The organism is Shewanella abyssi (genome assembly GCF_023284025.1).
GTDB classification, from domain to species: domain Bacteria; phylum Pseudomonadota; class Gammaproteobacteria; order Enterobacterales; family Shewanellaceae; genus Shewanella; species Shewanella abyssi.
In genome coordinates, this window is the sequence record NZ_JAKIKR010000009.1 from 15,328 (window position 1) to 41,637 (window position 26,310).

Sequence of the window (26,310 nt, forward strand, 5' to 3'; positions counted from 1 at the left end):
TCTATTTTAGCTACATTGCTATAAAAGCACGCCAGAAATAATCACTAGCGATACACTGATAAATACCAGTCCAGTGATTAAGTTAATGACAGGACTGGCCTTTTTTAACTTAATCTGCACCTTTGGTTTGGTCAGTACCATGGCAATAAAACTAAACCATATCAGCGACAGAGTAAAAAGTAACACCGCAGCTGTACTCTTAGTCATCAAGGACACTTGCGGGGTGATAAGAGTTGAAAACAGGGTAATAAAAAACACTAAAGCCTTGGGGTTTAATAGATTGGTATAAAGGCCCTGTAAAAACCCATTTTTAATGCTTAACCCTTCACTTTTTTGCATTTTATCTAAGGCTACTGGGTCACGCCAATGAGCAAGTGCAGCGCGCATAGCGCCTATTCCCATCCATGCTAAGTAACTGGCGCCAGCGAGCTGAACCAACATAAACAACTGCTCTGAGCTATGAATGATAAAACTTAAGCCTGTCAGGCTCAGTAGAGTGTGGCCTAAGATGGCAACGGAGATCCCTAGAGCCGATGCTAGTGCTACCGTTCTATTTTCTTGGGTAGACAACTTTAGCACTAAGGCAAAATCGGGCCCTGGGCTTGCTAAGGCAATGGTGTGAATGACTGCAAGTGATAGTAATAATTGTAAGTCCATAAGAGGGTTAGTATCTCTGTCGTAAAGGTGAGTCTTAATATTGAAATGTATATATCGAGTGTCTTGAGCTTTACTGAATATTGCTCTCAAAATTAGTCTAACGCAGCAGTGATTATGACAGCTAGTTAATTATTGCAAGCATATGCTGCGATTACGGCTATTGAGGACGATATAGCCGTGTATTGTGATTGCAATTGGACCATAATGGTTGGGTTTTTAGTTAACAACTGATGCCATTGGAGTTTATTACGTGAAAGGACAGATTTTAAGGGAAATGAAAGTACTTAAAGCCATTGATCCTGCTTTTGAAGTACAAAGACGAGTCGCATTTATTAAAGCTAAGCTTAAGCAATCTAATACTCAATCATTGGTATTAGGCATTAGTGGCGGCGTAGACTCCTCTTTAGCTGGGCGTTTGTGCCAACTGGCTATCGAAGAACTGAATGCTGACACTGCTGTAACTCGTTATCAATTCATCGCCGTCCGCCTACCTTACGATATACAAAAAGATGAAGATGAAGCTCAGTTGGCTTGTCAATTTATTAACCCGTCTAAACAAGTCACAGTGAATGTTAAACAAGGCGTTGACGGTATTCATAGTGAAACTATGAATGCGATTGAATCTGTGGCTATTATGCTGCCAGATCCTGCTAAAGTTGATTTTGTAAAAGGCAATGTTAAGGCTCGAATGCGTATGGTTGCGCAATACGAAATAGCAGGTTTAGTCGCTGGTTTAGTGGTTGGAACCGATCACAGTGCCGAAAATATTACCGGTTTCTATACAAAGTGGGGTGATGGTGCATGCGATTTAGCGCCACTATTTGGCTTGAATAAACGTCAAATACGACAAGTAGCACACTTTCTAGGTGCTCCTGACATCTTGGTTCATAAGGCACCTACTGCTGATCTTGAAGAGGGACAGCCTCAATTAGAAGACGAAATTGCCTTAGGGCTGACATATGATCAGATCGATGACTTTCTCGAAGGTAAAGAGGTTAGCGAATTGGTCAATAACAAATTAACTGGAATTTACCGCGCCACGCAGCATAAGCGTGAGCCCATTCCTACAATTTACGATTGATATTTAATCAAATAAAAAGAGCGCCAATGGTGCTCTTTTTGTTTTTGCTTCGCTAAAATTAACGCTTTTCCTTTTATTCCAGTTAATTAAGTCGCTGCAACCCCAGCTCTTGTCTTAACTGGTTTATCTGTTTGTTGGGAAATTGTCGATAATCCAAATACGGACAAAGATAAATGGCTTGCTGTGAGTGTTTTAATAAGGTGTCACATTCTGCGCTGATAACGATAAACTCTTCTATATTTAACTGCAAACCCTGTGCGCTTTCGTGGCCACATATAATGTGAACCTCTGACTCAGCATGCAAAGATGAAGCTGCAAAAGCAATAGACTCTTCATGCTTTAATAACTGAATATCACGATACTGCCGCCAATCTTGGTCACTAACCATTATCTTTGCCATGATAGTCAGGATCTTTCGCCAATGGTTACCATTCAATTCAATGAGTGATTGAATTGCATCTATATCCCGACAGCCCCAATTATTGGGCAGCTTCGGAGGGTTCGGGAGATAAAAGCAGCTACCAGCCCGTTCAGTTCCAATCATCATGTTATCTATTTGTTTCGCGTTAAAAACAGTGTAAGTTAGCTTTATCGAGTGGGTATTCTATGTCGATTTATTTACTAATACCAATAACTTAAATACGTGAGTTTGTTTGATGATGAAATCCATTATTATTGGTTCAACTAAGCATTTAGCATTTGCCCTGTTTTATTCCTCAATCGGCACCTGTATCGCCTTAATCGTGGCTGCCGTTTGGTATTTAAACTCACGACCCGCATTGGATCTTTGGCATACCACCGAACTTGAGGCGCAATATCGGCAACAGCCGAGTGTCGTCAGCTTTAAAGACTACTTACGCTTGGAGGATAAACTATTCGCAGAGGTTGAGCGCAAGGTCAGCAGTAAGACAACTTCAGATTCTCTATCTGTGGTGAATCGTTACGTATCTGGCAGTTATTCCGATCCTAATAAGTGGCAGCGAAACTGGAATAGAAGTTTCGAATGGAAAAATGAGCATGCAAAATACGGCATTTTATTGCTGCATGGAATGTCAGATTCACCTTATGCGATGCAATATTTTGCAAAACATTATAAAGCATCGGCTCATGTGTTAGGACTTAGATTACCAGGCCATGGCACATTGCCCTCGGGGCTCACCGATATAAAATGGCAAGACATGGCCGCTGCAGTTTCGATTGCTGTACGGCATATGCAACAGGTTATGCAGGATAAACCACTCTATGTAGTGGGCTTTTCAACCGGTGCCGCGTTGGCACTTAATCATGAGTTAGAGAACCTAATGCAAGGCGATGCTAGTGACTTTTCAGGATTGGTGTTTGTCTCTCCAGCAATAGGGCTACCGCCCGTTGCTGCGGGTGCAAAGTGGCAGGCACGGCTAGGCCATTTTTTAGGGCTAGATAAGTTGAGCTGGAATAGTATTCAAACCGAATACGATCCTTTTAAATACAGTTCATTTGCGGTTAATGCAGGGGATGTTGTCTATCAGCTTGCTAGTCGAAATGTTGAGTTACTAAATCAACTGGATAGTCAGTCATTAGCTCAATTAGCGCCAATGTTAACCTTTCAATCTTTGACCGATGACACTGTTGATACGATGGCAGTACTGTGTGATTTATATCTACAATTACCTGATAATAATCATGAATTAGTGATGTTCGATATTAATCGCACTCAAGTCAATTTAAGCCTAATGCCAACAGACCCTTTGTTACCCTATTTCGATTTAGTTGACACGACTGAATTTAACTTTGATTTTACGTTAATTGAAAACACCGGCGAGGAAAGGGGAGCGGTACAGGCAAGAAATCTTACCAATGGAACAGATATTGAAACTATCGCACAACATTGGCCTAAACAGGTTTATTCATTGTCTCATGTTGCCCTGCCATTTCCTGAAGCCGATGAACTCTATGGTCCGCATAGAATACACAATGGCAATAGAGTCCAAATAGGCGCCGGAGCTTCGAAGGGAGAGCGAGGCGTGCTTAGCGTTCCCCCAAGCGAAGTTCTTCGACAAAAGTGGAATCCATTTTTTGGTTATATGTTGGATAAAATGGATGGTGTTATCACTGATTAAACTCGTTCTTAGTTGCCTTGTCTAACAAGGTGGTAAACACTAATTGGTTTCGGCCTTCATGTTTAGCGCTGTACAAATTGATATCAGCTTGCTTTATCCAGTCTTCAAGTGCATCACTGTAAGTACCATTAGCGATAACGGCTCCAATACTTGTCGTTACATTGAAATGGGCTGTTTTATCAGTACTTTCAATGACGGTGTTGGCGAGTCTTAGTTTGAAATTCTCAAGATGAGATTCTATTTTTAATGCGTTACACAGGGGCATAATGACGAGGAACTCCTCACCACCGTAACGGACGATAATATCTCCATCCCTTTTAAAATCATCTTTTAGTAGTTTAGCAACGGTCTTAAGCGTCGCATCGCCACTCAAATGTCCATAAGTATCATTAATGTGCTTAAACCTGTCGAGATCTAATATGGCAATCGCAATGACTTCATCTGTTCTTTGACAGCTTTCTTGGATGACTGAAAATTTATCTTCAGCATAACGGCGGTTATAAAGCCCGGTGAGTGAGTCTTTTTCAGCAAGTGTCTTTAACTGAATATTCGCTTGCTCTAATTCAAATGTTCTTAACGCTACTTTTTCTTCTAAGGCTAATTGGTAGCCTATGAGCTGCTTTTTACTTTGCTTAAGACGCATATAGAGAGAGTAGATCTCTTTCGGCGAGTCGTCATCAATGCCATAGTCATTATTGCTATTTTTATTTGAGGTACTGAATTTGTTGGCTATTTCCTCTAGAGGCCGGGTTAATCTGGCGCTGATAACCCGAGTAATAAGAAAGGTAATTAGCAGCGAGATGATCAGTATGGCAAAGGTTGCGATATACATGTTTTCGACTAACAACACTAAAGGCCTAAAAGGGTTTAGCACGTACAGTTTCCAATTGTTCTCAAGCTTGAAGGATGCAAATACATATTCAGGCGCCATGTTCTCCTGATCAAGAATGTTTAGCATCGGCAACGGACTCGTATAATCAGGACTGTTTTGTGAATAGCTAAATTCTGACAGTGGAGCGATACTCAGTTCTGGTGAAGCAAATATAACCCTATTTTTGCTGTCAACCAGTACGATAGATTGATTTTTAAAGACTTTATTAGTTTTGTCTATCTCTTTGAACTTACTTAGATCAAGTGAACCTTCAATAATTCCGACAGGATGGTATGCATTATCAGCGGCATAAATAGGGGCACTGATAGCAACAATAGGATCGTTACCAAAACCTCGACCTAAAAAGACCGGCGATATGAAATTTTGTTGGTTTACAAAAGCTTCAATAAAGTAATCCCTATCAATAATACTGAGCGTAGCCTCATTATCGCTACGGCCACTTAATCGTGAAACTGGGCTGGCTCCTTTGATATTACCTTGTTCGTTGGCTATTAGCATAGTGATAAAGCCCGGGTACATCTGGTGCAATTTCGACAGCGATAGTTGCTGCTGAGCTAAAGTAGCCTCTCTTAAACTTAAGCCACTCGCAGCAGTGCTTAAGGCTTGAACATGAGTATCGATATAGGCTTGAGCCAATGTGCCCAGCTGCTGTGCCGATTCTTTTATATTTTCGCTTAATAAGGCTTGATAGCGATGAATAAACTGATTATTAAACAGTAGTGCAGCTAAAAGCAGCGCTAAGGAGATGACCAGAGTAAATGCGTAGGTTAGCTGCGCACTAAACGTGCGTCGTTGCTTGTTCTTTGCTTTTGGTTGAAAACTCCAAAATGAGGGGGTTAAGATAACCAGTAAGGACGCTATTCCAGCATAAAAGACACCATTAATGGCTTGTTTCAGGATGATGAACGGCAGGTGACTACTGGGTAAATTGGTATTGAGTATTACATACAGGTAAAACAGTGGCATCCCAATAGTGATCCAAAAAACAATACTTGCGTAGAGTGAGTAAATACCTTTTCGTCTTGCTAAGCCTAGGAATATTGCTTCAATTGGAAACAGTAAATAAACATGCGAACTATCCCACGCTATAAATAACCCTGACACGGTGATCATCGCTGTATAGAGCGCATACCATGGGCCAAATAAGATGGCACAGATCACGTAACAGGCGTTACCCAGAATAAGTTGTATATTGGCGAATAAAGGCGATGGATCGAGGTTAATTATTAGGCCAACTAATCCCAATATGGATGCGATGAGGATTTTTTTCTGTTTGATTATGTCCAAAAGCGAAACCTTTGATTTAACAAAACGAGAGCTGCAAGCTGGTTATTTTATTATTAGCGCTGACATTTACAATCTATTAACTTTTCTCATGGATAGCAACTATTAAGAACTCACTTAACATGATTATGATGTATTTGTTGTGCGATAAATATGGGTCTTTTAAAATTTAGGATATTTGAATTGTCAATCAGTTGACTTTAGCATTGCCTAATGTTTGACCTGTGTATACAAGATCTAGTTCACAGCATCGATATCTAGTCATTCATCTATTCATGAAAAAGGTGTTTTTTAAGACTCAGTTAATGTTAATTCATATGATGTTAACTATAGATTTAGGTAGTTTTAGTCTTTATCTTTCAATGGACTTTAGCTGGTGGGATTTTTTACATGCATCTTAAATTGAGTGTAATAGACAGAATTTAAGTGCAACAACTCCGTGATCAAGGAACCGTTATGAAATATTTATCGATGTTCGCAGTGCTGGCTTTTTCTGCTTCAGCTATGGCTGTAGATTGCAGCGATTGCCACGAAACAATTGATGTCGCTGCTCACACTGAAATGGAAGCGACAATCAATACTTGCAACGATTGTCATGATATGGCCAGTGCGCATGAGTTAGATACTGAGCTCCACACTGTCGATTTAACAATTCAAGAGTGTGCTGATTGTCACGACTAATGGCATAGTACCTGTTGAGCACCTAATAAAAAAGCCAGCTTTTCAGCTGGCTTTTTTATGAGTATTTGGTCGGGATAACAGGATTTGAACCTGTGATCTCTTGTCCCCCAGACAAGCGCCCTACCGAACTAGGCCATATCCCGAATTACTCTGCAGAACCCATTGTAAACAGGGGGAGTTCTGAAGAGCAAGCACTGTATCAAGTCATAATAGTGAGTGCAAGCGCTTCCGCCGAGTCATTGTTTTGTTTGGCTAGTTTATGCTCTCTTTAGCTTTGTTAATGAATATAAAAGCGTCTTCCTTCGCGCATCACTTCAATTAACTCTGGTGCGCTCATTTTCTTTCTAAGACGTTTATTATATTCAATATCGTAAATTCGATATTTACCGTGACGATCAATGGTCGTTATTTCAGATTCTTGGTAAATGGCAAAAATACGGTGATCGCCAGTATAGATCCATGATGTATCGCTAGGCTGCATAAGACTGCTACCTGCACTAAAATCAGCGGCAGGGTTAGTACAACCCATTGCTTGGGTCATTAACGTCGGCACAAGGGCATTGTGAGTCGTTCGGTAATTGATACGCCTAGCAGCCCGCTGGTTTGGCCAATGAATAACCATGGGCACTTGAACACTGTCGGGCGACATATTGACTCTGGCTTCAGTCGGATTACTGGTAAACATTTTGCCGCTTACCCCGGTAATGACAACTAAGGTATTTTCAGGTAGGTCGGTTAATATTTTTCCTAGCTGGGTATCGATAAAGTTCAAAGATTGACGGTATTGATTGAACAATACTTTTTGAGCCGGCTTAAGTGCCTTGTCAGCTTTTACCGTTTTAATCCCTAAGAAACCGATAGGGGTGTCGTAGCTATCTGGTGATTTTAGGTTTAATAACGTAAACCAAGGCTTTGTTGATGCCTGAGTCCATTGATGCCAACGGTCAATTGAGCTTAGGTCTGAGCGGGCGTAGCTATCTTGTTCTGGGGCATTAATACGTTCAAAGTCATTAAAAATGGCTTGAGGACGAGCAATAGTATCGACAGTGGTAAACAAACCTAATTGATAACCGTCGGCGATGAGCTCTTGGGTTAATACCGGGCTTTCATAGTGCAGGTCTATCGCATTCATATAGCTGCCTTGTAAGCCATAGAGTAAGCTAAACATACCGCTGCTAAACTGATTTCCGCCGCTGAAGTGCTGCTGAAAAGATTGATTTTGAGCTGCATAGGCCGTCAACACCGGCATGGTTGAGTTATCAACTAGCTTGGCTTGCAAGCTGTCAATGGCAATAACTAAAATATTAGGCTTATCATCTGCCAAGCACTGCATTGGCGATAGCGGATATTTAAGGCTGGCTTTAGGCCTAGTTTGCGCTTGATGGACTTGAGTGTTATCGATGCCATAACTTTCCATAAAGCTTCTTGCTGTAGCAGGGTAGGATAACGGATATGCATCATCAAACTGCGTTATTTCAGTCACCTCATTCGCATCTCCCCAAATATGGATAAGATGGCTGGCAACAAAGCATAAGCCTACGACCACGACAACTTTATTGCCGTAGTTACGTTTACGAATTTTCTCGATTCGCTTCCATAAATAATTAGCGAGAGTGAGCTCAAGCGCTAAAATACCAATAGGGGTAATAATATAGGAGGTGCCTTGCAGTAGTCCGTTGAGGTCAGTCCAGGCTAAGTCAAATACGAAAGGACTGAGGTGCAGTCCGTAATCGTCATAAATAATGGTGTCGTAAAGCAGAGCGCATAAGCTTAATGTCGCGACAACAGCGGCATAGCCCCTGAGGATCTTAGAATAAGGTAGCAACAAGGTGACAGGGAAAATGAGCACCAGGTAGACCATGAAAGCGAGAAAGCTAAAGTGACCAATGGTACTCAATGCTAGATAAACGGAGCCAATAATCGATTCGGGAAAACCGACAGTGTCGAGATACCGATAACCAACGATAATGGCGAGTAAGCCATTAATGAAAGCAAACCAATGCCCCCAACTTACTAAGCGTGAAACTCGATCTCGTCCTATCTGTTTTTGTCGCTCAACCATGTTGACCCATTATTCTCTTACATGCGGTTAATGGGTTTAATCACTATGGTTAAACCCTTACTCAATGTGGTTCTTACACTTATCTTAGCTATTTTTCACTGACTGCGATAATGCTTTGGCAAACTGCTCAGTCACAACGGTGCGCGATTCAGCGGGTACTTTGTTTTGCAACAAATGTGTAACGCAATTGCCTAACACCATCAGACTTAAGTCTGTTGGTGATTGATGCTTCTCTAATACTGCTAAAAGTTCAGCAATGATAGATTCAACTTGTGTGTTTGAATATTTTGATTTGATAGCCATAATTGAAACCGTTCACTTTAAATCCTGATTAACGGCATATAATAACGGATTTTTTCAATAAGCTCTGCACTTTTTAGCGTTGGGCGAGTGCTTTTATCATTTATCACATCGATGACGTGAGTAAAGTCGTGCTTGCAGATTATTCTCAACATAACGGTTAACAGCGTCATAGGTAAAGAGTATTGTTCTCAACCGCATCGGTAAGCCTCTTTTATTGTCTTTAATTACCCTGCTGTTTTATCGCGAAAGGTTACAGTCTTAGCCACCATTTTTCGTATGAATTTATGGTTTTTGTCTGCTATGATATCTGCCATTACGTTTGCAGCACACTCGATGATTTATCATCGCTGTGGTGGCAAACTATTTATCTTCAGAGCTGACGACTAGGCTATGGCTCTTAAGCAACTTTCTATCGAGGCTCAATGAGTATTAACGTCGAACAAGCAATTATCCATGCCATTTCTCAAGATGGAGAAGGCCAGCTCAGCTGTCGCTTACGCCCACAACCGCTGCTAAACAGTCAAGCCGTTGAGACCATGCTAGATGAACTCCATCACACCTACACAAGCAAGCCTGGTAAAGGCTTTGGCCACTTTGGCATAAACGGTGAAGATGGTGAAGCTAACACCCAGTTTGAAAATGCACTAACTCAGTATCGTAGTAACGAACTGGGCTTTGTTGAGTTTTCGGGTATAGCAGGTAAATTATTGCAAGAAGAGTTAGCCAAGTATGACTTTAGTACCGGCGGGTTTCTATTACTGTCATGTTATACCTATATGACCAGTGAGTACCTTTTTGTGTCGCTGCTCAATGCTAAATCATCGATGACAGTTTTAGATGATATGGAGTTAACCCAAAATACCCATCTTGATCTCAACAATGTGCAACTTGCTGCACGTATTGATTTAACGGAATGGCAAGCCGATCCCGACTCAAAAAAATACATCTCTTTCGTACGTGGACGAGCGGGCCGTAAAGTGGCTGATTTTTTCCTCGATTTCATGGGCTGCGTAGAAGGGATCAATACCAAGGCGCAAAATAAATCATTATTAAATGCTGTTGAAGATTTTGTTGGCGGCAGTGAATTGAGCAAAGATGAGCGCCAAGTAGCGCGTGAACGCGTGTTTGATTACTGTACCGAACGTTGTGACGAAGGGGCCGACATTCACATTAAAGATCTCGCCGACGAGTTAGCAGACCAAGGCATGGATTCATTCTATGACTTTGCTCAAGGTGGCAGCTATGAGCTTGAAGAGGAGTTCCCTGGAGACAAGCCAACACTGCGTCAGTTGAAGAAGTTCTCTGGTACCGGCGGCGGCGTAACCTTAAGTTTTGATGGTCAACACCTTGGTGAAAGGGTGATTTATGACCCGGTGTCAGACAGTATTATCATCAAAGGCGTGCCTGCAAACCTTAAAGATCAACTGGATCGCCGTTTAAAAAGCGAATAGTAACTAGTCATCCAACGCTATTGAGTTTAAGCCGAGTGTTTTGTCACTCGGCTTTTTTATCTCTGCAGCTCAATAATACCAATGATTAGGCTTAAAATGGTCGAATAATAATGCTTATCATTGTAAGCTACAGAAATTATGAAAAGGGCCGCTAAAAAGCGGCTTTTTACCTGTTTTTACATCCTGCAGCCATCGCTGCCTGGACTGTGCAAGGTAGACTGTTTTTCTACCTAGGAGCTTAAATGCAACTGTTCGTTAAAGATTTAACTGTTATCGATTTTTCTTATCTATGCCCTATACGTGGCATGGTGGGTGAAAGTTGGATTGTCGATGTTTTGCTCGACGGTGGATTAGACGAGCAAAACATGGTGCTCGATTTTGCCAAAGTGAAGCGCACCATTAAGAGTACTATTGATGATATCGCTGATCATCGTCTGTTGGTTCCAACCGCTTGTAGTGAGGCTCGCTGGCAGCAGCAAGGCGACAGAGTATGGATGGATTTTAACAGTCAGCAAGGCGACATGCATTTAGCCTGTCCTGCAGAAGCATTCGCCTTAATACCCAGTGAAATTATCGACTTTGAAAGCGTTAATAGCTTTCTGCAAAAAGCGCTAAAAGAGGTCTTGCCTGCGAACGTAGAAGGGATCTCTTTGACCTTAAGAAATGAGATCCATGACGCTCCATTTTACCATTATACCCATGGCTTGAAGAAGCACGATGGCAACTGCCAACGTATTGCTCATGGGCACAGAAGCCCGGTTACCGTATTCGAAAACGGCATAGCTGCCCCTAAGTGGGAGGAGTACTGGGCTAAACGCTGGCACGATATCTACCTTGGTAGCGAAGAAGATAGTGTATCGGTGGACACCTTAACGCTGTCACCACAAACAAAGGTAAGCGACAGCACTCATTTAGGTTTTCATTATCAAGCGCCCCAAGGCGACTTCCAGCTTGCCATGCCAAAAGCGTGTTGTGATGTGTTACCACACGATACAACAGTGGAGTTGTTAGCCGACTATATGGTGCAAACCTTGTCAGCAAAAGTCCCTAGCAGTGATTTTAAAGTGATCGCCTTTGAAGGGGTTGGCAAGGGTGCAATAGCCAGCCGCAGCGCAAATAGCTAATATTTTTAGGAGTCACTTTGAGTAAAGTAATCCCCATTGTCATAGCAAGTATCGCCAGTATGTTGTCTTTTCAGGCAAGTGCTCAAGTTGAATTAAAGGGTAACTTTACCCAAGGTTCGTTAATTCGCGCCAAGGTTCAACCGGGTACTTTGGTGTATTTAAACGATGCACCGATTGATGTTAATGCTGAGGGGCAATTTGCGTTTGGTTTTGCAAGAGAAGCCGAGCTCGAGCAGTTGCTGAAACTGGTATATCCTGACGGCTTAACTGAGCTTAAGCCACTTAACTTAGCTAAGCGAGAGTACAAGATCCAAAAGGTGAATGGGATCAGCAAGAAAATCATGAAGCCTGATCCCACGGCCCTGAGTCGTTCGGCACAAGACAGTAAGCAGGTTAAGGCGGCGCGGACACAATTTACTGAAAGTAACGCGTTTAGCCAAACGTTTATCTGGCCACTCACTGGTCGTATTTCAGGTGTATATGGCAGTCAACGTGTGTATAACGGTAAACCTGGTACGCCACATTATGGGGTAGATGTTGCCGCTAAAACGGGGACGATAGTGGTTGCGCCTGCTGATGGTATTATATCGCTTTCTGTTTCAGATATGTTTTACTCAGGCGGGACGATGATTATTGACCATGGCTACGGTGTCAGTTCAAGCTTTTTGCATTTGAGTAAGTTGTACGTTAAAGAGGGTCAAGAGGTTAAGCAGGGCGATAAGGTCGCTGAAGTCGGCGCCACAGGCCGCGCCACAGGACCACATCTTGATTGGCGAGTTAATTGGTATCAGATGCGGCTCGACCCAACCACCATAGTCCCTTCGATGAAGAGCGTACTGGAAAAGCAAGCAGCGAACTAAAGGCTGCATCTCCATAGCCAATAAAAAAAGCAGCAATTAAGCTGCTTTTTTGTTATTAGGACTTTTTAAGCTATCAACGCCTGCTGTCTACCATGCTGAAGTGATAGTGCTATCACTTGTTGCGGTTTCTCCACTTAAACAGGACTGAATACTTCCATAAGGTTTTTATTAAGAAGAAGGACGTAACAGAAAACAGTAAGCCAAAAACCAAGCAACCTATTAAAAAAGAGGGGCCAATGGTTTCGATTGACGACTCAACCCACTGCCAGCTAGCTTCAAAAGCAAACGCTTGCGGCTGATGCCCCAGTATTTTTGCCCCTAGCATATAGGCCATATAGAACATAAACGGCATCGTTACCGGGTTTGTGATCCATACAAGTGCCACAGCAACCGGTAAGTTGACGTTAAACAAAATAGCTAGCGCCGCAGCCAGCACCATCTGAAATGGCATCGGCATCCACGCTACAAATAGTCCTACAGCGAATGCCCCCGGCGCAGAACGTCTATTGAGCGCCCATAAATTGGGCTTTAGTAACAGGTCGCCGAACATGCGTAGATTCTTATGATTACGCAGTGTTTCAGGCTTGGGCATAAATCTTTCTATAAATTTTTTTGGCATAACTCGAATTTGCTGTCTTAACTTACTTCATTATGAATGGATTCATGTGTGGCTTTTGCGCCACTATATTATCAGCAATGGTCTGGCCATCGCTCCCTCAGCTGTCTCTATTGCCGCTGTGTATTTTAATGGCGCTGATCTTGATCCGGCGTATCCCAATGTTAGCTGGTTGCTTATTCGCACTCAGCTGGATAACGATGTTCTATGCGTTATTAATGGACTGGGACACGACTGAAAATGTCGATACTATCCATATTAAGGGCGAAATCATATCACTAGTTCATGCAAACGGCGACTGGATTAGTATGGATATTATGCTGGTTGATTCAATTTTGCCCCACAAGCTAACAAGAAAGCTTAGATTATCGTGGTCAAAGCCGCCAACGGTAAGGGTTGGCCAGCAGTGGTTATTCACCATTAAGCCCAAGCCGATTACAGGCCCGCTAAACCAAGGAGGGTTTAATCAGCAGAAATACTTACTGAGTAAACATATTTTTGCTAAAGGTAAAGTCACAGCGGGGCGGCTGTTAAGTGACAACAAAGGCGTTAGAGATAAACTCATTGAACAGTTGAAACCCGCATTGGCTGGCTACGCCGCGCAAGACTTGTTGCTTGCACTGCTGGTCGGCGAGCGAAGCTTGATGACATCAGATCGTTGGCAGCAGTTGCGAAACACGGGTACGGGTCATTTGTTCGCGATATCAGGGTTACATCTATCGGTTGCTTGCTTGTGGATATATCTGGTTAGTAAAACATTACTGTTTAACCTTTTACCGACTCAAGGGCGACGAAACAGTGTTGTCGCTATGGTGCTCTGTGCCGTTACTGCCATTGCTTACGCCTATCTAGCCGGCTTTTCGGTGTCGACTCAGCGCGCCCTCATCATGCTGTTAACCTATATTTCGTCATGGCTATTTAGCCGTTTTTCAACTAGCTGGGAAAGATTGCTATATGCGCTGTTCATGGTGCTATTACTGGATCCGTTGAGCCCGCTAAGTGCAAGTTTTTGGTTGTCCTTTACAGCACTAATAGTGATCTTGGTCACCGTAGGGAAGTTTGAACCGCAACGGTTTGAAGCAGTTGCAACCAAAGTAGAATCACGCCAGCCTGCGGTGATTTCAATTCCCCAAGTATTACTTAAACAAGCAATGATTGGCTTCAGAGCCACTTTGCAATGGGTCGTAGCATTTTGGGCTATACAGTGGCGATTGGCACTGGTATTGGGCGGAGTACAAGCAATATTTTTTGCAGGCACCTCAGTAATTAGCATCGCAGTAAACCTTATTTTGGTGCCTTGGTTCAGTTTTATTGTTTTGCCGATTTCGCTGTTGTCCCTGTTGATCTTTATCATGGCGATATTGGTTGGTGTTGATGCTGAATTAGTTAATTTTTTCTGGTTGAGCCAATTAACGATGGAGCCCGTTCTCATGTTATTAGACATAGGCAGTCGTATTCCATTTGCTTGGCTTGGTTTATCAATGCAGTGGATAGCGGTCGTTATTTGCGCTGTACTAGGTGTTTGGCTCTGTTGTCAGTTTCGCACCCTGCGTTGGCGCTTAGCATTTAGTGTCATGACGCTTCCTGCGGTGATATTGGCTTTTCAAGCGATATTTGGTATTCAACAGCAGCAGTGGAAAGTACATCTATTGGATGTAGGCCAAGGTTTGTCGGCCGTTATTGAGCGTAATGGCCGCGCCATTATTTATGATACCGGAGCCAGTTTTGGTGCAAACTTTAGTTATGCCGAACGTATCATTTTGCCATTTTTAAACAGTAAAGGTATTACGAAAGTAGACTTCTTAGTGATTAGCCATGCAGATAATGACCATGCTGGTGGTGCATCAGTCATTATGGAGGCTTTCCCTGAGGCTATTGTCATATCCGATGATAAGAGATGGGGTATGGTTAATTGCCGACCTAAAAACCTGCTGTGGCAAGCAATCAACCTCGAGATCATTGGCCCTTTAATACCCGCCAAAGGTAATAATGGTTCATGTGTGATTCGTTTTGCTAACGGCGATAACAGTCTGTTGTTAACCGGAGATATTGAGCATGAAGCTGAGCAAAAGCTGATACATCATAAAGGGATAGAGAGTGATGTGATGACAGCGCCACATCACGGCAGCAGAACCTCCTCTAGTGACGGTTTTATTAATGCAGTATCACCGCAATTGGTGTTGTTTCCTGCTGGGTTTAATAATCGCTATGGTTTTCCTAAAAAGGATATTTTGAGGCGTTACCATGATTTTGGGATCGATACCTTGATCAGCGGAGAGCAGGGGCAAGTCAGTGTTGTTTTTCAGTCAAATAGTATTAATATTTATACATATCGCTCAGATTTTGCGCCGTTTTGGTATAACCAAGTGTTTAGGTTTGGTGAGAACAAAAATTCAGAGTAGAATATCTCTTTTGCCAATACGTAAATTCTCTCAATGACAACATCTCCTAAAAATGAAGTCTGGACAGTCTTTAAGCGCCTTCTCGGCTATTTGAAACCGCTTAAAAAAATACTGTTTTTTGCCGTTATTGGCTTAACGATGTACGCATTAGTTGATGCGACATTTATTGCGGTCATAAAACCTTTCATTGATGAAGGCTTTGGCGGTCAAGCAGCTTCAGCTGCTGGCGGCTTAACTAACCTCGATCTTGGCACCAGTGATGGTTTTAGCTCTAACAGCGACGTATTACTCATTGCACCTTTTGTGGTGATAGTGCTCTTTAGTCTGCGCGGCCTAGCAAATTTTTTGTCTACTTACTGTATTTCTTATATGAGTGCTCGAGTCATAATGGATATGCGCCAAGAGGTGTTTGAACATTATTTAACTCTGCCTGTGAGTTATATGGATAATGAAAACACTGGTAATCTTATCTCCCGCGTGACTTACGATACGGAACAAATAGCCCGTGCGTCCGGTAGTGCGCTAATCACCATAGTGCGTGACAGTATTACCGTCATCGGCATGATAAGTATTATGTTCTATTTTTCATGGAAATTATCACTGGTTATTTTGGTAGTCGGTCCCATTATCGGATTGGTCATTACGGTTGTTAGTCGCCGTTTTAGAAAGGTATCGAAGAATATACAAGCCGCAATGGGCGGCGTTACCGCAGCAACAGAGCAGATGCTCAAAGGCCATAAGAATGTACTGTCTTTTGGTGGCCAAAAAACAGAAGCGCAGCGCTTTGCTAAAGTAAACGATCAAAACCGCTATCAGACAATGAAACTCGCGACAGCTCAAGCGATTAGTCAACCACTGGTGATGATTATTGGCTCGTTTGCTATCGCGTTTATCCTATATGCAGCAAGCATCGATAGCATGAAAGCTGAGCTAACAGCGGGTACCTTTGCGACCATATTGGGTGCCATGCTAGCGATGTTACAACCGATAAAAAACCTGACTCGCGTTAATGCAGAGTTCCAACGTGGTATTGCAGCGTGTACTACCGTATTTGAATTGCTAGATACCGAACCTGAACGTGATAGCGGCAAGCTTGAAGTCGACCGTGTTTTTGGTGAACTCGCATTTAGTAATGTCGATTTTAGTTATTCTGGCCATGAAAAACTCGCACTAAATGGTATCGACTTTAAAGTTGAACAAGGTCAAACGTTAGCGTTAGTTGGCCGTTCAGGTTCTGGTAAATCGACCATTGCGAGTTTAATTACCCGTTTTTATACTGGCCTCAAGTCGGGCGAAATTACCCTCGATGGCATCAATATAGATGATTACAAACTCAGCTCACTACGCAGCCAAATAGCCTTGGTCTCGCAACAGGTCACCCTATTTAATGACTCAATTGCTAATAACATTGCTTATGCCTACCCAGGTGAAGCCACGCGCGAGCAGATTATTCACGCTGCAACACTAGCGCATGCAATGGAGTTTATCGAACCGATGCCGCTGGGACTTGATACTCAAATTGGTGAAAACGGTGTCATGCTATCCGGTGGTCAAAGACAGCGTATCGCCATAGCGAGAGCGATATTACGTGACTCGCCAGTATTGATTTTGGATGAAGCAACATCGGCGTTAGATACTGAATCGGAAAAAGCGATTCAGGAAGGCCTCGATAACCTAAGACAAAACCGTACTTCGATTGTGATTGCCCACCGATTATCAACCATTGAAAGTGCAGATCAAATACTTGTGGTTGACCAAGGACAGATTGTTGAGCGCGGCACCCATACCTCTTTACTCGCAAAGCAGGGCGTATACTACAACCTGTATCAGATGCAGTTTGGCAGCTAAATGCAGTCTTGGATAAACAAGTTATGGTATCAAGATCACCCACTTAGATTTTTTTTGTGGCCGTTATCGGTATTATTTGGCGTAATTACCTGCCTTAGACGAACCTTATTTGCTTTAGGGATCGCTAAGCAAACGGCACTACCAGTGCCGGTTATTATCGTGGGCAACATTACTGTGGGTGGCAGCGGTAAAACGCCTACGGTTATTTACCTGATTGAACTATTGCGCAAGCACGGTTACCACCCCGGTGTAATAAGTCGTGGTTATGGCGTCGACATTGACGGTGTTCGCGCCGTTTTACCGGGTGATACAGCTGCAAAGGTGGGTGATGAACCTGCAATGCTGGTGGCAAGAACAGCGGTTCCTATGGTCGTTGGCGCTAAAAGAATAGCTGCCGCAAATGAGCTGCTCAAACGTTTTAACGTTGATGTGATCATCAGTGATGATGGTCTGCAGCATTATGCCCTTGGACGCGATATCGAACTGATCATTCTCGACGGTGAAAGGCGTCTCGGCAACGGCATGCTATTACCTGCTGGCCCATTAAGAGAGGGCAAGTGGCGCATGGCGAACGTTGACCATGTCATCATTAATGGCGGGGCAGCGCAGGCAGCGGAACAGCAGATGCAGCTGCAGCCGATGCAGTGGTTGCCAGTATCAGCCAATGCCGCTGAGCATGCAGCACCTACACCGGAGCAAGCTGTTGTGGCAATTGCAGGCATTGGTAATCCAACACGCTTTTTTGATACGTTATCAGGTCTGGGATTTCAGCTCGATAAAGTACATGCATTTGATGATCACAGCGCTTATTCAGAAGCGGAACTAACAGCACTTGCTGGCGAACGTCCCTTACTGATGACAGAAAAAGATGCGGTGAAATGTCGCGAATTTGCAAAAGATAACTGGTGGTATTTAGCGGTAGATGCGAAGCTACCACCTTCATTTGATCAACAACTTTTGGCCCGCATTAAACAACTGGCCATAGAGAAACAAAGGTAACAGCATGGCATTTGATAAAAAATTACTCGAGATTGTGGCGTGTCCAGTTTGCAAAGGAAAGCTAGAGTACAGCAAAGAAGATCAAAAGCTTATTTGCAAATTTGATAAGATTGCCTACCCGATAAATGAAGGGATCCCGGTGTTACTTGAGAATAAAGCAGAGCCGCTAATCGAAGGTTAACCCTGTTGAAAGGGTTGTTTAGACCCGCTAAGCAGAGATTGAATTAACCTCTGAATTGATGTCTTTAAAAAAGCGCTTTTGAGCGCTTTTTTACTGTCCTCTCGCCCAATGGGACTGTCCCATTCTTAGTCTGTAGCGGCACATGCAACAAGAGTTCAAAGTCCTGTAGGCAAGGGCTGTATTTGCTCCTGCAATACAGACATTCACCACATCCATGTGGCTAGCCGATGTTTGAAGCTAATCGTTATTCTCGGCTCTGAACTGATCAGATACTTATATAAAATGGTATGAGTAGTGGATCATTATTTATAGCTGGTTTGCATAACTCCTTATTTCTAGAGTTAATATCTCCATTGGTTAAAATCCGTCAGTATAAGTTGATACTTGCTGATGTCGCTCGCCTTACCTTCTGATAACAACGTCCACCATGACAGCTCAAAAATAGAATGGATTTAGCCATCATTCCTTTTCAATTACTTAGCTTCTCTCGTGATTAAAAAATGAGCGATCGATCAAAAAACGATCAATTACTGTTTGTAAATTCACCGCACCCTTTGCTAATATGCCGGCTGGTTTAACTGGTCAGCCCAGAGCTAGTATGCGCTGCGACTCTCTGCTGGCGATTATCTAATAATCTTTGTACCAGAAAATTCAAAATAAGAAATCTGTCATTAGATCGGTTTAATTAAGTAAGTTTGACTCTTAGGGGAAATGATTTTTGAACAAAGAAAATGTCATAGTGGCATCGAACTCGGCTGCCAATTTTTTAAAGCTCCCAGCCACGGCATTGCTGGTTTTTTCAGCCATCACTTTTTCCACATCTTCGTTTGCCGTATCTGCAAACGCAGAAGCACATGCCAGTGCAACAGCTCAGGAGAGATCCTCAGCCCAAAGCAAGACCCAAACTAAAGACAAACACGCTCAGAAAAAACAAGCAGAACAGCAGACCTTGATACTGGCTAACCGTATGGCTGAGTATCGCCAGGCGAGTAAATCAAATAAGAAGCAGCTCAAGCAAGAGTTGATTGCCTACGCTCAGGCTCGTCAGGCACTGCTAATCGACTTAGTCAAAATTGATCCCGCAGCGGCGGTGCGTGCCGTGTTGCCAGAATCTTCCAGAGCTGGTATGCCGGAGGACGTGCTGGCTATGCTGACGCAAAAGCGTGAGCTTAAAGGTGAGCTGCAAGTGTTATACGTCGATTATGACGATAGCGGTAAGAGTCACCTACGTCATTCGTTAATGACAGATAGTGGACCAATTGAGTTGTATCTGTCTAAAAATAACAAGTCTGATGCACTGAAATCCGGTACTCAAGTTAACGCTAAAGGCTGGATGTTTACCGGCAATAATTCGGACGAGATGGACTCAAGTGCGTTAGTTCTCAATGATGAGCTGGATAGCTTGGCGCTTCTAGCTGATAGCGGCACTGCGATGACTACGACCACAATTGCCGAGTCAAGTTTATCCAATACACTAGGCGAACAACGCACCTTGGTTCTTCTGGTCAACTTTCAAAATAATACCAGCCAGCCCTGGACTGTTGAACAGGCGCAGGAATTGGTTTTTGGTTCTGTGAACGACTATTACCAGGAAGCGTCTTATGGTCAGACTTGGTTAAGCGGCGATGTACAAGGCTACTTCACCCTGCCAATTGATGCGACTTGTAGTACTAACGCAATCGACAATTACGGACGTCAAGCGGTTGTTGAAAGTGGTATCGATGTTGAAAATTACGATCGCTGGGTGTATATCTATCCCGAGAACAGCGATTGTGGCTGGACGGGGCAGGGGACAATTGGTGGAAGCCCTTCACGTGCGTTCATCAATGGTTCAATGACACTGCGCACTGTTGGACATGAATTGGGTCACAACCTTGGATTGCACCATGCTAAAGATCTTGATTGTTCTGATGGGGTATTGGCTGGTCGTTGTTTGTCATTTGAATATGGCGATACCATGGACATCATGGGCAAATCTGAAGTAACAGGCCATTTCAATGCTTTTAGTAAGCAACAGCTCGGTTGGATCACATCTTCAGCGAGTGAAGTTATCACTGCCGAAAGTGATGGTAGCTATCAACTTGAACCCTATGAAACGGCGCCAGCAGGTAAAGCCAAGGGACTTAGAGTACGACGCGGCATTGATGCTGATACCGGGCTGCCGCTGTGGTATTACCTCGAGTATCGTCAGGCAATTGGTTTCGATAGTTTCCTCGAAGGCAAAAGCGGTATAACAGATGGTGTGGTATTGCATCTGGCGACTGAGAACGACCTGCAGAGTAACTTGTTACTCGATATGACACCCAACAGCGGCCTTAATGATTTTGATGATGCTGCATTATTGGCTGGTACCAGTTACCAAGACCTTGATGCAGGGGTTACCATTACCACTGAGTGGGCCGACGCCTCGGGTGCCAGTGTTAATGTAAGCTATTCGGGTTTGAGCTGTGTTAAGGCTAATCCAAGTTTGTCATTGCTACCCAATGAAAGTGCTTGGGTAGAGGCGGGAACGCTTGTGGCCTATAGCGCATCGGTGACTAACAATGATAGTGTCGGCTGTGCACCCGCTGATTATGATGTGTCTGGGCTGGTGCCCAGTGGCTGGACGGCGACAGAGAAGAGTCTCAGCTTAGCGCCCGGGATGAGTGGCACGGTGACGCTGAATGTAAGCTCATTAGATACCGCCGCCGATGGTTTTTACGACATTGAAATCAGTGCCGCAGACCGCAGTAATAGCGATTATGCTCAGACTGGAATGGTGAGTTATGTGGTGGAGTCTCCTGTCGCGACCTGCATCATGGCGAGCCCAAGATTTATCTTGTCAGTTGACAACAGTGGTGAGCTGGCGCCGGGTGCAGTTGCGACCTACCGCGGCACTATAACCAGTCTAGATAGCAGCAGCTGCGCTAGCAGTAATTTCGATGTGGCCGCTAATGTGCCTGCGGGCTGGAGTGCTGATACCCTAGGTGTGAGTTTGGCGCCGGGTGAGAGCCGTAATATTAGCTTAAATGTGGAGTCATCCACAGTGGCGCAAGATGGCACTTATGATTTCGATTTAAGTGCTCAAAATCGCCTAGACAATCGCTATACTGGCAATGATATAGCCAGTTATACGGTATCTAAGCCGCTAGCGACGTGTACGCTAGCAGCGCCTGCTATTGTGGTGTCGAATCCTCAGGGAGCGGAAGTCATCGCCGGGACTCAGGTCAGTTACAGTGCGACTGTAACCAGTCGAGATAGCGAGGCCTGTTTAGAGGCCAGTTTTGAGGTGTTTGCCGATGCCCCTACTGGCTGGAGCGCGAATAATACCAAGGTGAACCTAGCACCGGGTGGCAGTGCTGTGGTAAATATTAGCATCACTTCTGACGCGGCAACGGCTGCAGGATCATTTACTATTACTGTTAATGCACAAAATACCAATGAAAAAAGCTACTTAGGCAGTGATAGTGTCAGTTATACGGTTAAATCGATTGCTAATACCGCGCCTGTCGCGGTTAATGACAGTGTGACTATGGCCTCTAAATCATCGGTTGTCATCGATGTGCTAGCCAATGACTTTGATGCGGAAGGTGATGAGCTTATTATTGTCTCTGTGAGCCAAGGCGCCAAGGGCAGTGTACAAATCACTAGCAGTGGTCAGCTGTTATATACACCGGCAAAGAGCTTTAAGAGCAGCGATAGCTTTAGCTATACCATCAGCGATGGTGATAAGACGGCAACGGCTTCGGTCAGTCTTAGCCTGAGCGGTTCGAGCGGTGGCAACGGTAATGGCAATGGTCATGGCAATGGTAAAAAATAGTTAGTGCTATCATTTTTTCTCTTGAGGCAATTTTTATCGATTGCGATATAAAGAGGGCGGCGGTATATACCGTCGCCCTCTTTGCTATATCAAGCTTGTAGCTTAGTTAACTTTTGAGTGCTATCTGTTACTCGATAGTATTAACTTCAACGGAAACGCCGTTGATTACTTCCGTGCCTTCATCGTCTGCTACGATTGCAACTACGCCGTTAACACCTCCTGCTAAGAAACTGATAGCACCAGTATTCTCGATTCCAGGCCTTAATTCTAAGGTAAAGGCACAACTATAGGTATCCGTACCCGAGCCACTGTAACCAAGCACAGTTCCTATGGCACAAGCTGAATAGGAAACTAAGGCATGTTCACCGCCTATTGCGTTACGGATAATAAAGTCATCACCTAGAGCGGTAGCACCGACAGCACCATCGACAACGTCAACGCCCATAACAGTAAGATCTGTTAAGGTCACATTTTCGAAACCGCCATTAGATAGCTCTAGCACTACTAGCATACTGGTGGCAAACGCCATATCAGTATCTGGAGCCAGTGGTGTAAAGGTCACAAGAGCGTCATCCGATGCGTCCACATCTTGGCCGTCTTCATCGACACCTCTGATGGTGGCCGTATTGTGATGGGTTTCACCGGCGTTACCTTGCAGACTCTTGGTGATATCACAACTTGCATAATCGCCAGGTTCTAGTACAAAGCCACTAAGGGCTGTGTCAGCGATAGGAATGCCATTCACACTGTCGACCATACAGTCACCGGTTAGAATACCGAATGGCACGTCGACAAGACTGCTGAAGGTCACGTCATCCACACCCGCAGCGTTAACGGTAAAGGTAAAGTTATAGCTAACATCGCTGTAATTGTCGGGATCGTCACCGGTTTCTAGTACCTCGATTGGTGTCGCTGTTTTAACCAGGGTGATAGACGATGGCACATCGCGGATATCAACCATTGCTGAGTCATTACCCGTTGCTTGATCAAGCTCATCATCTACCGCGGTAGCTGACACTACATTGGAGTGTTGCTCGCCAGCATCGCCGCCAATGAACTTAGTGAAGGTACAAGTGTAAGTACCGCCTAAGGCGATACTGGTGGACACCGCTGAACACTCATCGGCGAGAAGATCACCAAAATCGGTGTCATTTAGCACGGTTAGCGTCAGTGGAGAATCCCAGAACGCCGCATCATTGTCGACCGTAATGGTAAACAGAACATCAGCACCCGGTTCCAACACTTCTGTAGGGTTGGCCGTCTTAGTGACAGTAATCGCCGGTGGTAGATTGGTGATCTGCACCGTGATTTCGTTACTACAATGATCGCCATCAATGCTACTAGGAATGGCTGCACAGCTATCACCGTCAGTGACGGGATCACCGTTCTTATCTTCCAACGCCAGTATCACTAAGTCGTCATAGAACTGCGGACTCTGATCGTTGGGCAAGAGTCGGTCAACAATATGCACCGTGAAGGCACAACTGTATGAACCGCTAGGCAATATTTCCCCGCCGTTAGCAGGCTGTGAACAGTTAGTCGCAGTCAGATATACGCCGTCTACCGTAGGCAAGACAGTATCTAGGCCGTTCCATAGATCAATTGATCTGTCGAAGGTTCCTTCGCCGCCAATATCAATCTCATCACTTAATGATGTGATAAACAGTGAAGTCTGCGCATTAGGGTTAGTGAAGCTGACCGAATAGCTAAATGTTCCGCCCGGTTCACTTCTCGATGATAGTGCGCTGGTTAGCGTTTTAAGCACCGTTGGTGGGGCTGGTTTGATAAAGACATCAATATTAAAGGTGTCACAATTACACTTGGATTTATTGTTGGGGATCTGACCGGCGTAAGGATCTTCGTCAGTCGTACAGTTGCTACGTTCTATGTTATCCCAGGCGGCACAGTAGGTGAAGTCGGCACGATTATCCTGATCTATATCCGCACACAGCATGGTGATAGACTCACCCAGCAGTACGTATTCATCTGGGCCATTAGCCTTGGTAATGTCACCACACTGATCGCCGTCTAACTGAACATCAGCGATCTCGCCGCTGTCGCCAGGGATCGGTAAGATCATACTACAGTCGCGAAGACCTGGGCCATGGACGACTTGGGGGCTCGCTTCTGTCAAAGGTAGATAGAAGGTGGTGTCCCAGCGCGCGTTAGCGTTAGTTCGCACCGTTACATCGGCATCGAAAGTAAACACTTGCCCGAGGTTACACTCGGCGCTAGGGTCGTTCGGTGTCACTCTGGTGATTTCGACGTCATTAGCGGTACAATTGAGTTTGTCCTGAGCGAGCTTGTTGCCCGATTTGAGCAAGTAGGCATCTGCCATACAGAACTTTTCATCCTGTTGCGGCGGCGTCAGATTGAGCCAGTCGTAAGTGCCAGCGTTGACCGGCGTCAGACTGGTCACTCCATAAAGGGCTGTTGTGCTTATCAGCGCAATACCTAGCGCTCCGATAAGCCGTTTGCATTTAAATCGTTTCATAATATTTACCATCCTGTAAGTGAATACGGATAAAACGTGCTAATTACTTGTTAGTTATTAACAACTTTCAATAAGTTGTTGCTTGAGGTGTTTCAATATTTGGCGTAAAAGCATGGTGCGCCATGGTTGGCATATTGCCGATAAGACTGATTACCTGGCTGAAACAAGCGTTTGTTACTGGGTTACAGTGAGGTAAATTTCAAACTTATGCTTGAAGAGTAAGCAAGCGTTAGGCCGCTTTAGTAAGTTGTTGAATATGTTGATTAAACATCTTTTAAGGTTGGGGTTTTAGTGCCGCTCTGTATCACTGATGTAACAGCGGCTAATGATGATTTATCTTAAGTGGTTGTTTGTAGGTGATTTGATTGTAAAACTGTTCACATTGGCGCTGTAACGCCTGTTACAGTTACTGTTGCAGTGCAGAGTAAACAGACTGGCTCAACTGTTGTCTCTGGCAGAATATGACTAACAGTTCAATTGGAGATATATTGATGATTTTCAGTATCGCATCTTGGCGACCGACTCAAACTGATACAGCGTTGAAGTGGAGTTATTGATAGGAAAATTGCCAGTAAGAGACTGTATGAACTGTACTGGCATTGTGGGATTCAATATTGCAGCAGATTAATCGCTAGTGTCCTCATACCTGTGGCAATTAATCACTTTTTACCGGTTTGGCGAGCAGTTCATCGAGTAGAACAGCGAAAGTCTCATAGCTTTGCGCGCCAACGACAAGCTTTGGACTTATCAATTGATTGCCTTCGATTCTACCAATGATAAAGCTGGGCGTACCTCTTATCCCCAGAGAGGAGCCGTAGGCGACATCTCGTTGTACTTTACTCGAAATAGCTTCATCTGCGAGGCAGTCGGTAAATTGAGTGAGATCTAAAGATAAGTCTGCGGCAGCCTGTTGGTATAGTGCATCATTGAGCTGTTGCATATTTTTGAATAGTGAGTCGCGCATTGGCCAATATGCATCTTGTTTAAGGCCACATTTAGCGGCAATGGCGGCACCCTCGGCTTTTGGGTGAAACTTAAGCGGGAAATCACGAGTCAGGTATTGGACTTTGCCCGTATCAATATAATTGGACTTTATTTTAGTGAATGTTTGATCGATGAAGCGCTTGCAGTAAGGGCATTGGTAATCAGAAAATTCAATGATTGCCAGTTGTGAAGCTGCGCTGCCCAGTAATGGAAGACTGCCGTTTGCATTGAAGTTCGTTTGCGTGGGTAAGGTTTTGTATTGGGGCTTTTGCGAGCTCATGGCGATGGTATGAATATCGCTAACCTGACTGCCTATACGACTGATATCTTTTTTCAATAGGCTAACGTCTTGCTTGAGTGAGGTTATCTGTTCTTTTAAGTTTGCATCACCTTGTGGCTGACAAGCCACAATAAATAGCGATGTCAGCATTAACACAATAGATTGTTGTTTATATCTTAACATTGCCGCGATCCTCAGTGTTTAAGTGGATTT

General features: G+C 44.0%; 19 protein-coding genes and 1 tRNA gene. 11 read left to right on the forward strand and 9 right to left on the reverse strand.

What is annotated here, in order from left to right; translation table 11 throughout:
- Nucleotides 1–18: 18 nt before the first annotated feature.
- Nucleotides 19–657 (reverse strand): LysE family translocator, encoded by a 639-nt coding sequence (locus L2755_RS06030; RefSeq protein WP_248979838.1) that lies wholly within the window; start codon nt 655–657, stop codon nt 19–21.
- Nucleotides 658–907: 250 nt separating this feature from the next.
- Here L2755_RS06030 and nadE point away from each other — a divergent pair, with 250 nt between their 5' ends.
- Complete coding sequence (gene nadE, locus L2755_RS06035; protein ID WP_248979839.1) at nt 908–1,738, forward strand: NAD(+) synthase; 831 nt, start codon at nt 908–910, stop codon at nt 1,736–1,738.
- Between the two features lie 82 nt (nt 1,739–1,820).
- On the opposite strand, the gene L2755_RS06040 is transcribed toward nadE, so the two are convergent.
- Complete coding sequence (locus L2755_RS06040) at nt 1,821–2,285, reverse strand: DUF6942 family protein (protein WP_428847777.1); 465 nt, start codon at nt 2,283–2,285, stop codon at nt 1,821–1,823.
- 112 nt (nt 2,286–2,397) lie between these two features.
- Between L2755_RS06040 and L2755_RS06045 the strand changes: the two genes are divergently transcribed.
- Nucleotides 2,398–3,837 (forward strand): alpha/beta hydrolase, encoded by a 1,440-nt coding sequence (locus L2755_RS06045; protein ID WP_248979908.1) that lies wholly within the window; start codon nt 2,398–2,400, stop codon nt 3,835–3,837.
- On the opposite strand, the gene L2755_RS06050 is transcribed toward L2755_RS06045, so the two are convergent.
- Nucleotides 3,827–6,016: a diguanylate cyclase gene (locus L2755_RS06050; RefSeq protein ID WP_248979841.1), complete on the reverse strand. Its 2,190-nt coding sequence runs from the start codon at nt 6,014–6,016 to the stop codon at nt 3,827–3,829. The genes L2755_RS06045 and L2755_RS06050 overlap by 11 nt on opposite strands.
- 453 nt (nt 6,017–6,469) lie before the next feature.
- Here L2755_RS06050 and L2755_RS06055 point away from each other — a divergent pair, with 453 nt between their 5' ends.
- Nucleotides 6,470–6,694, forward strand: a complete 225-nt coding sequence (locus L2755_RS06055; RefSeq protein WP_248979842.1) for a cytochrome c3 family protein — start codon at nt 6,470–6,472, stop codon at nt 6,692–6,694.
- A 66-nt stretch (nt 6,695–6,760) separates the two neighbouring features.
- Here L2755_RS06055 and L2755_RS06060 read toward each other — a convergent pair.
- The 3 genes from L2755_RS06060 to L2755_RS06070 all read right to left on the reverse strand — a co-directional run bounded on the left by L2755_RS06060 (nt 6,761) and on the right by L2755_RS06070 (nt 9,059).
- Nucleotides 6,761–6,837, reverse strand: a tRNA-Pro gene (locus L2755_RS06060).
- A gap of 134 nt (nt 6,838–6,971) precedes the next feature.
- A complete protein-coding gene (locus L2755_RS06065) occupies nt 6,972–8,756 on the reverse strand; it encodes a DUF3413 domain-containing protein (RefSeq protein ID WP_248979843.1) in 1,785 nt (594 codons plus the stop codon).
- Nucleotides 8,757–8,840: 84 nt separating this feature from the next.
- A complete protein-coding gene (locus tag L2755_RS06070; RefSeq protein WP_248979844.1) occupies nt 8,841–9,059 on the reverse strand; it encodes a YejL family protein in 219 nt (72 codons plus the stop codon).
- Between the two features lie 422 nt (nt 9,060–9,481).
- Here L2755_RS06070 and yejK point away from each other — a divergent pair, with 422 nt between their 5' ends.
- From yejK to L2755_RS06085, 3 genes are all read left to right on the forward strand, one after another.
- On the forward strand, nt 9,482–10,510 hold the full coding sequence (gene yejK / locus L2755_RS06075; protein ID WP_248979845.1) for a nucleoid-associated protein YejK: 1,029 nt from the start codon (nt 9,482–9,484) through the stop codon (nt 10,508–10,510).
- A 242-nt stretch (nt 10,511–10,752) separates the two neighbouring features.
- Nucleotides 10,753–11,634, forward strand: a complete 882-nt coding sequence (locus L2755_RS06080) for a 6-carboxytetrahydropterin synthase (protein ID WP_248979846.1) — start codon at nt 10,753–10,755, stop codon at nt 11,632–11,634.
- A 59-nt stretch (nt 11,635–11,693) separates the two neighbouring features.
- A complete protein-coding gene (locus L2755_RS06085) occupies nt 11,694–12,494 on the forward strand; it encodes a M23 family metallopeptidase (protein ID WP_248979909.1) in 801 nt (266 codons plus the stop codon).
- 112 nt (nt 12,495–12,606) lie between these two features.
- Here L2755_RS06085 and L2755_RS06090 read toward each other — a convergent pair whose 3' ends face one another.
- Nucleotides 12,607–13,113, reverse strand: a complete 507-nt coding sequence (locus tag L2755_RS06090) for a DUF2062 domain-containing protein (RefSeq protein WP_248979847.1) — start codon at nt 13,111–13,113, stop codon at nt 12,607–12,609.
- 140 nt (nt 13,114–13,253) lie between these two features.
- On the opposite strand from L2755_RS06090, the gene L2755_RS06095 reads away from it, so the two are divergent.
- From L2755_RS06095 to L2755_RS06115, 5 genes are all read left to right on the forward strand, one after another.
- Nucleotides 13,254–15,512 (forward strand): DNA internalization-related competence protein ComEC/Rec2, encoded by a 2,259-nt coding sequence (locus L2755_RS06095; protein WP_248979848.1) that lies wholly within the window; start codon nt 13,254–13,256, stop codon nt 15,510–15,512.
- A 33-nt stretch (nt 15,513–15,545) separates the two neighbouring features.
- Nucleotides 15,546–17,360, forward strand: coding sequence for a lipid A export permease/ATP-binding protein MsbA (msbA, locus tag L2755_RS06100; RefSeq protein WP_248979849.1), 1,815 nt, complete (start codon nt 15,546–15,548; stop codon nt 17,358–17,360).
- Nucleotides 17,361–18,359 carry a tetraacyldisaccharide 4'-kinase gene (gene lpxK / locus L2755_RS06105; RefSeq protein WP_248979850.1) on the forward strand — a complete coding sequence of 333 codons (999 nt, stop codon included), beginning with the start codon at nt 17,361–17,363 and terminating at the stop codon, nt 18,357–18,359.
- Nucleotides 18,360–18,363: 4 nt separating this feature from the next.
- Nucleotides 18,364–18,540, forward strand: a complete 177-nt coding sequence (locus tag L2755_RS06110; protein ID WP_202289273.1) for a Trm112 family protein — start codon at nt 18,364–18,366, stop codon at nt 18,538–18,540.
- A 718-nt stretch (nt 18,541–19,258) separates the two neighbouring features.
- Nucleotides 19,259–22,339 carry an Ig-like domain-containing protein gene (locus L2755_RS06115; RefSeq protein ID WP_248979851.1) on the forward strand — a complete coding sequence of 1,027 codons (3,081 nt, stop codon included), beginning with the start codon at nt 19,259–19,261 and terminating at the stop codon, nt 22,337–22,339.
- Between the two features lie 127 nt (nt 22,340–22,466).
- On the opposite strand, the gene L2755_RS06120 is transcribed toward L2755_RS06115, so the two are convergent.
- Both L2755_RS06120 and L2755_RS06125 read right to left on the reverse strand, forming a co-directional pair.
- Nucleotides 22,467–24,833, reverse strand: a complete 2,367-nt coding sequence (locus L2755_RS06120; RefSeq protein WP_248979852.1) for a hypothetical protein — start codon at nt 24,831–24,833, stop codon at nt 22,467–22,469.
- Nucleotides 24,834–25,488: 655 nt separating this feature from the next.
- Nucleotides 25,489–26,280 (reverse strand): DsbA family protein, encoded by a 792-nt coding sequence (locus L2755_RS06125; RefSeq protein WP_248979853.1) that lies wholly within the window; start codon nt 26,278–26,280, stop codon nt 25,489–25,491.
- Nucleotides 26,281–26,310: the final 30 nt, after the last annotated feature.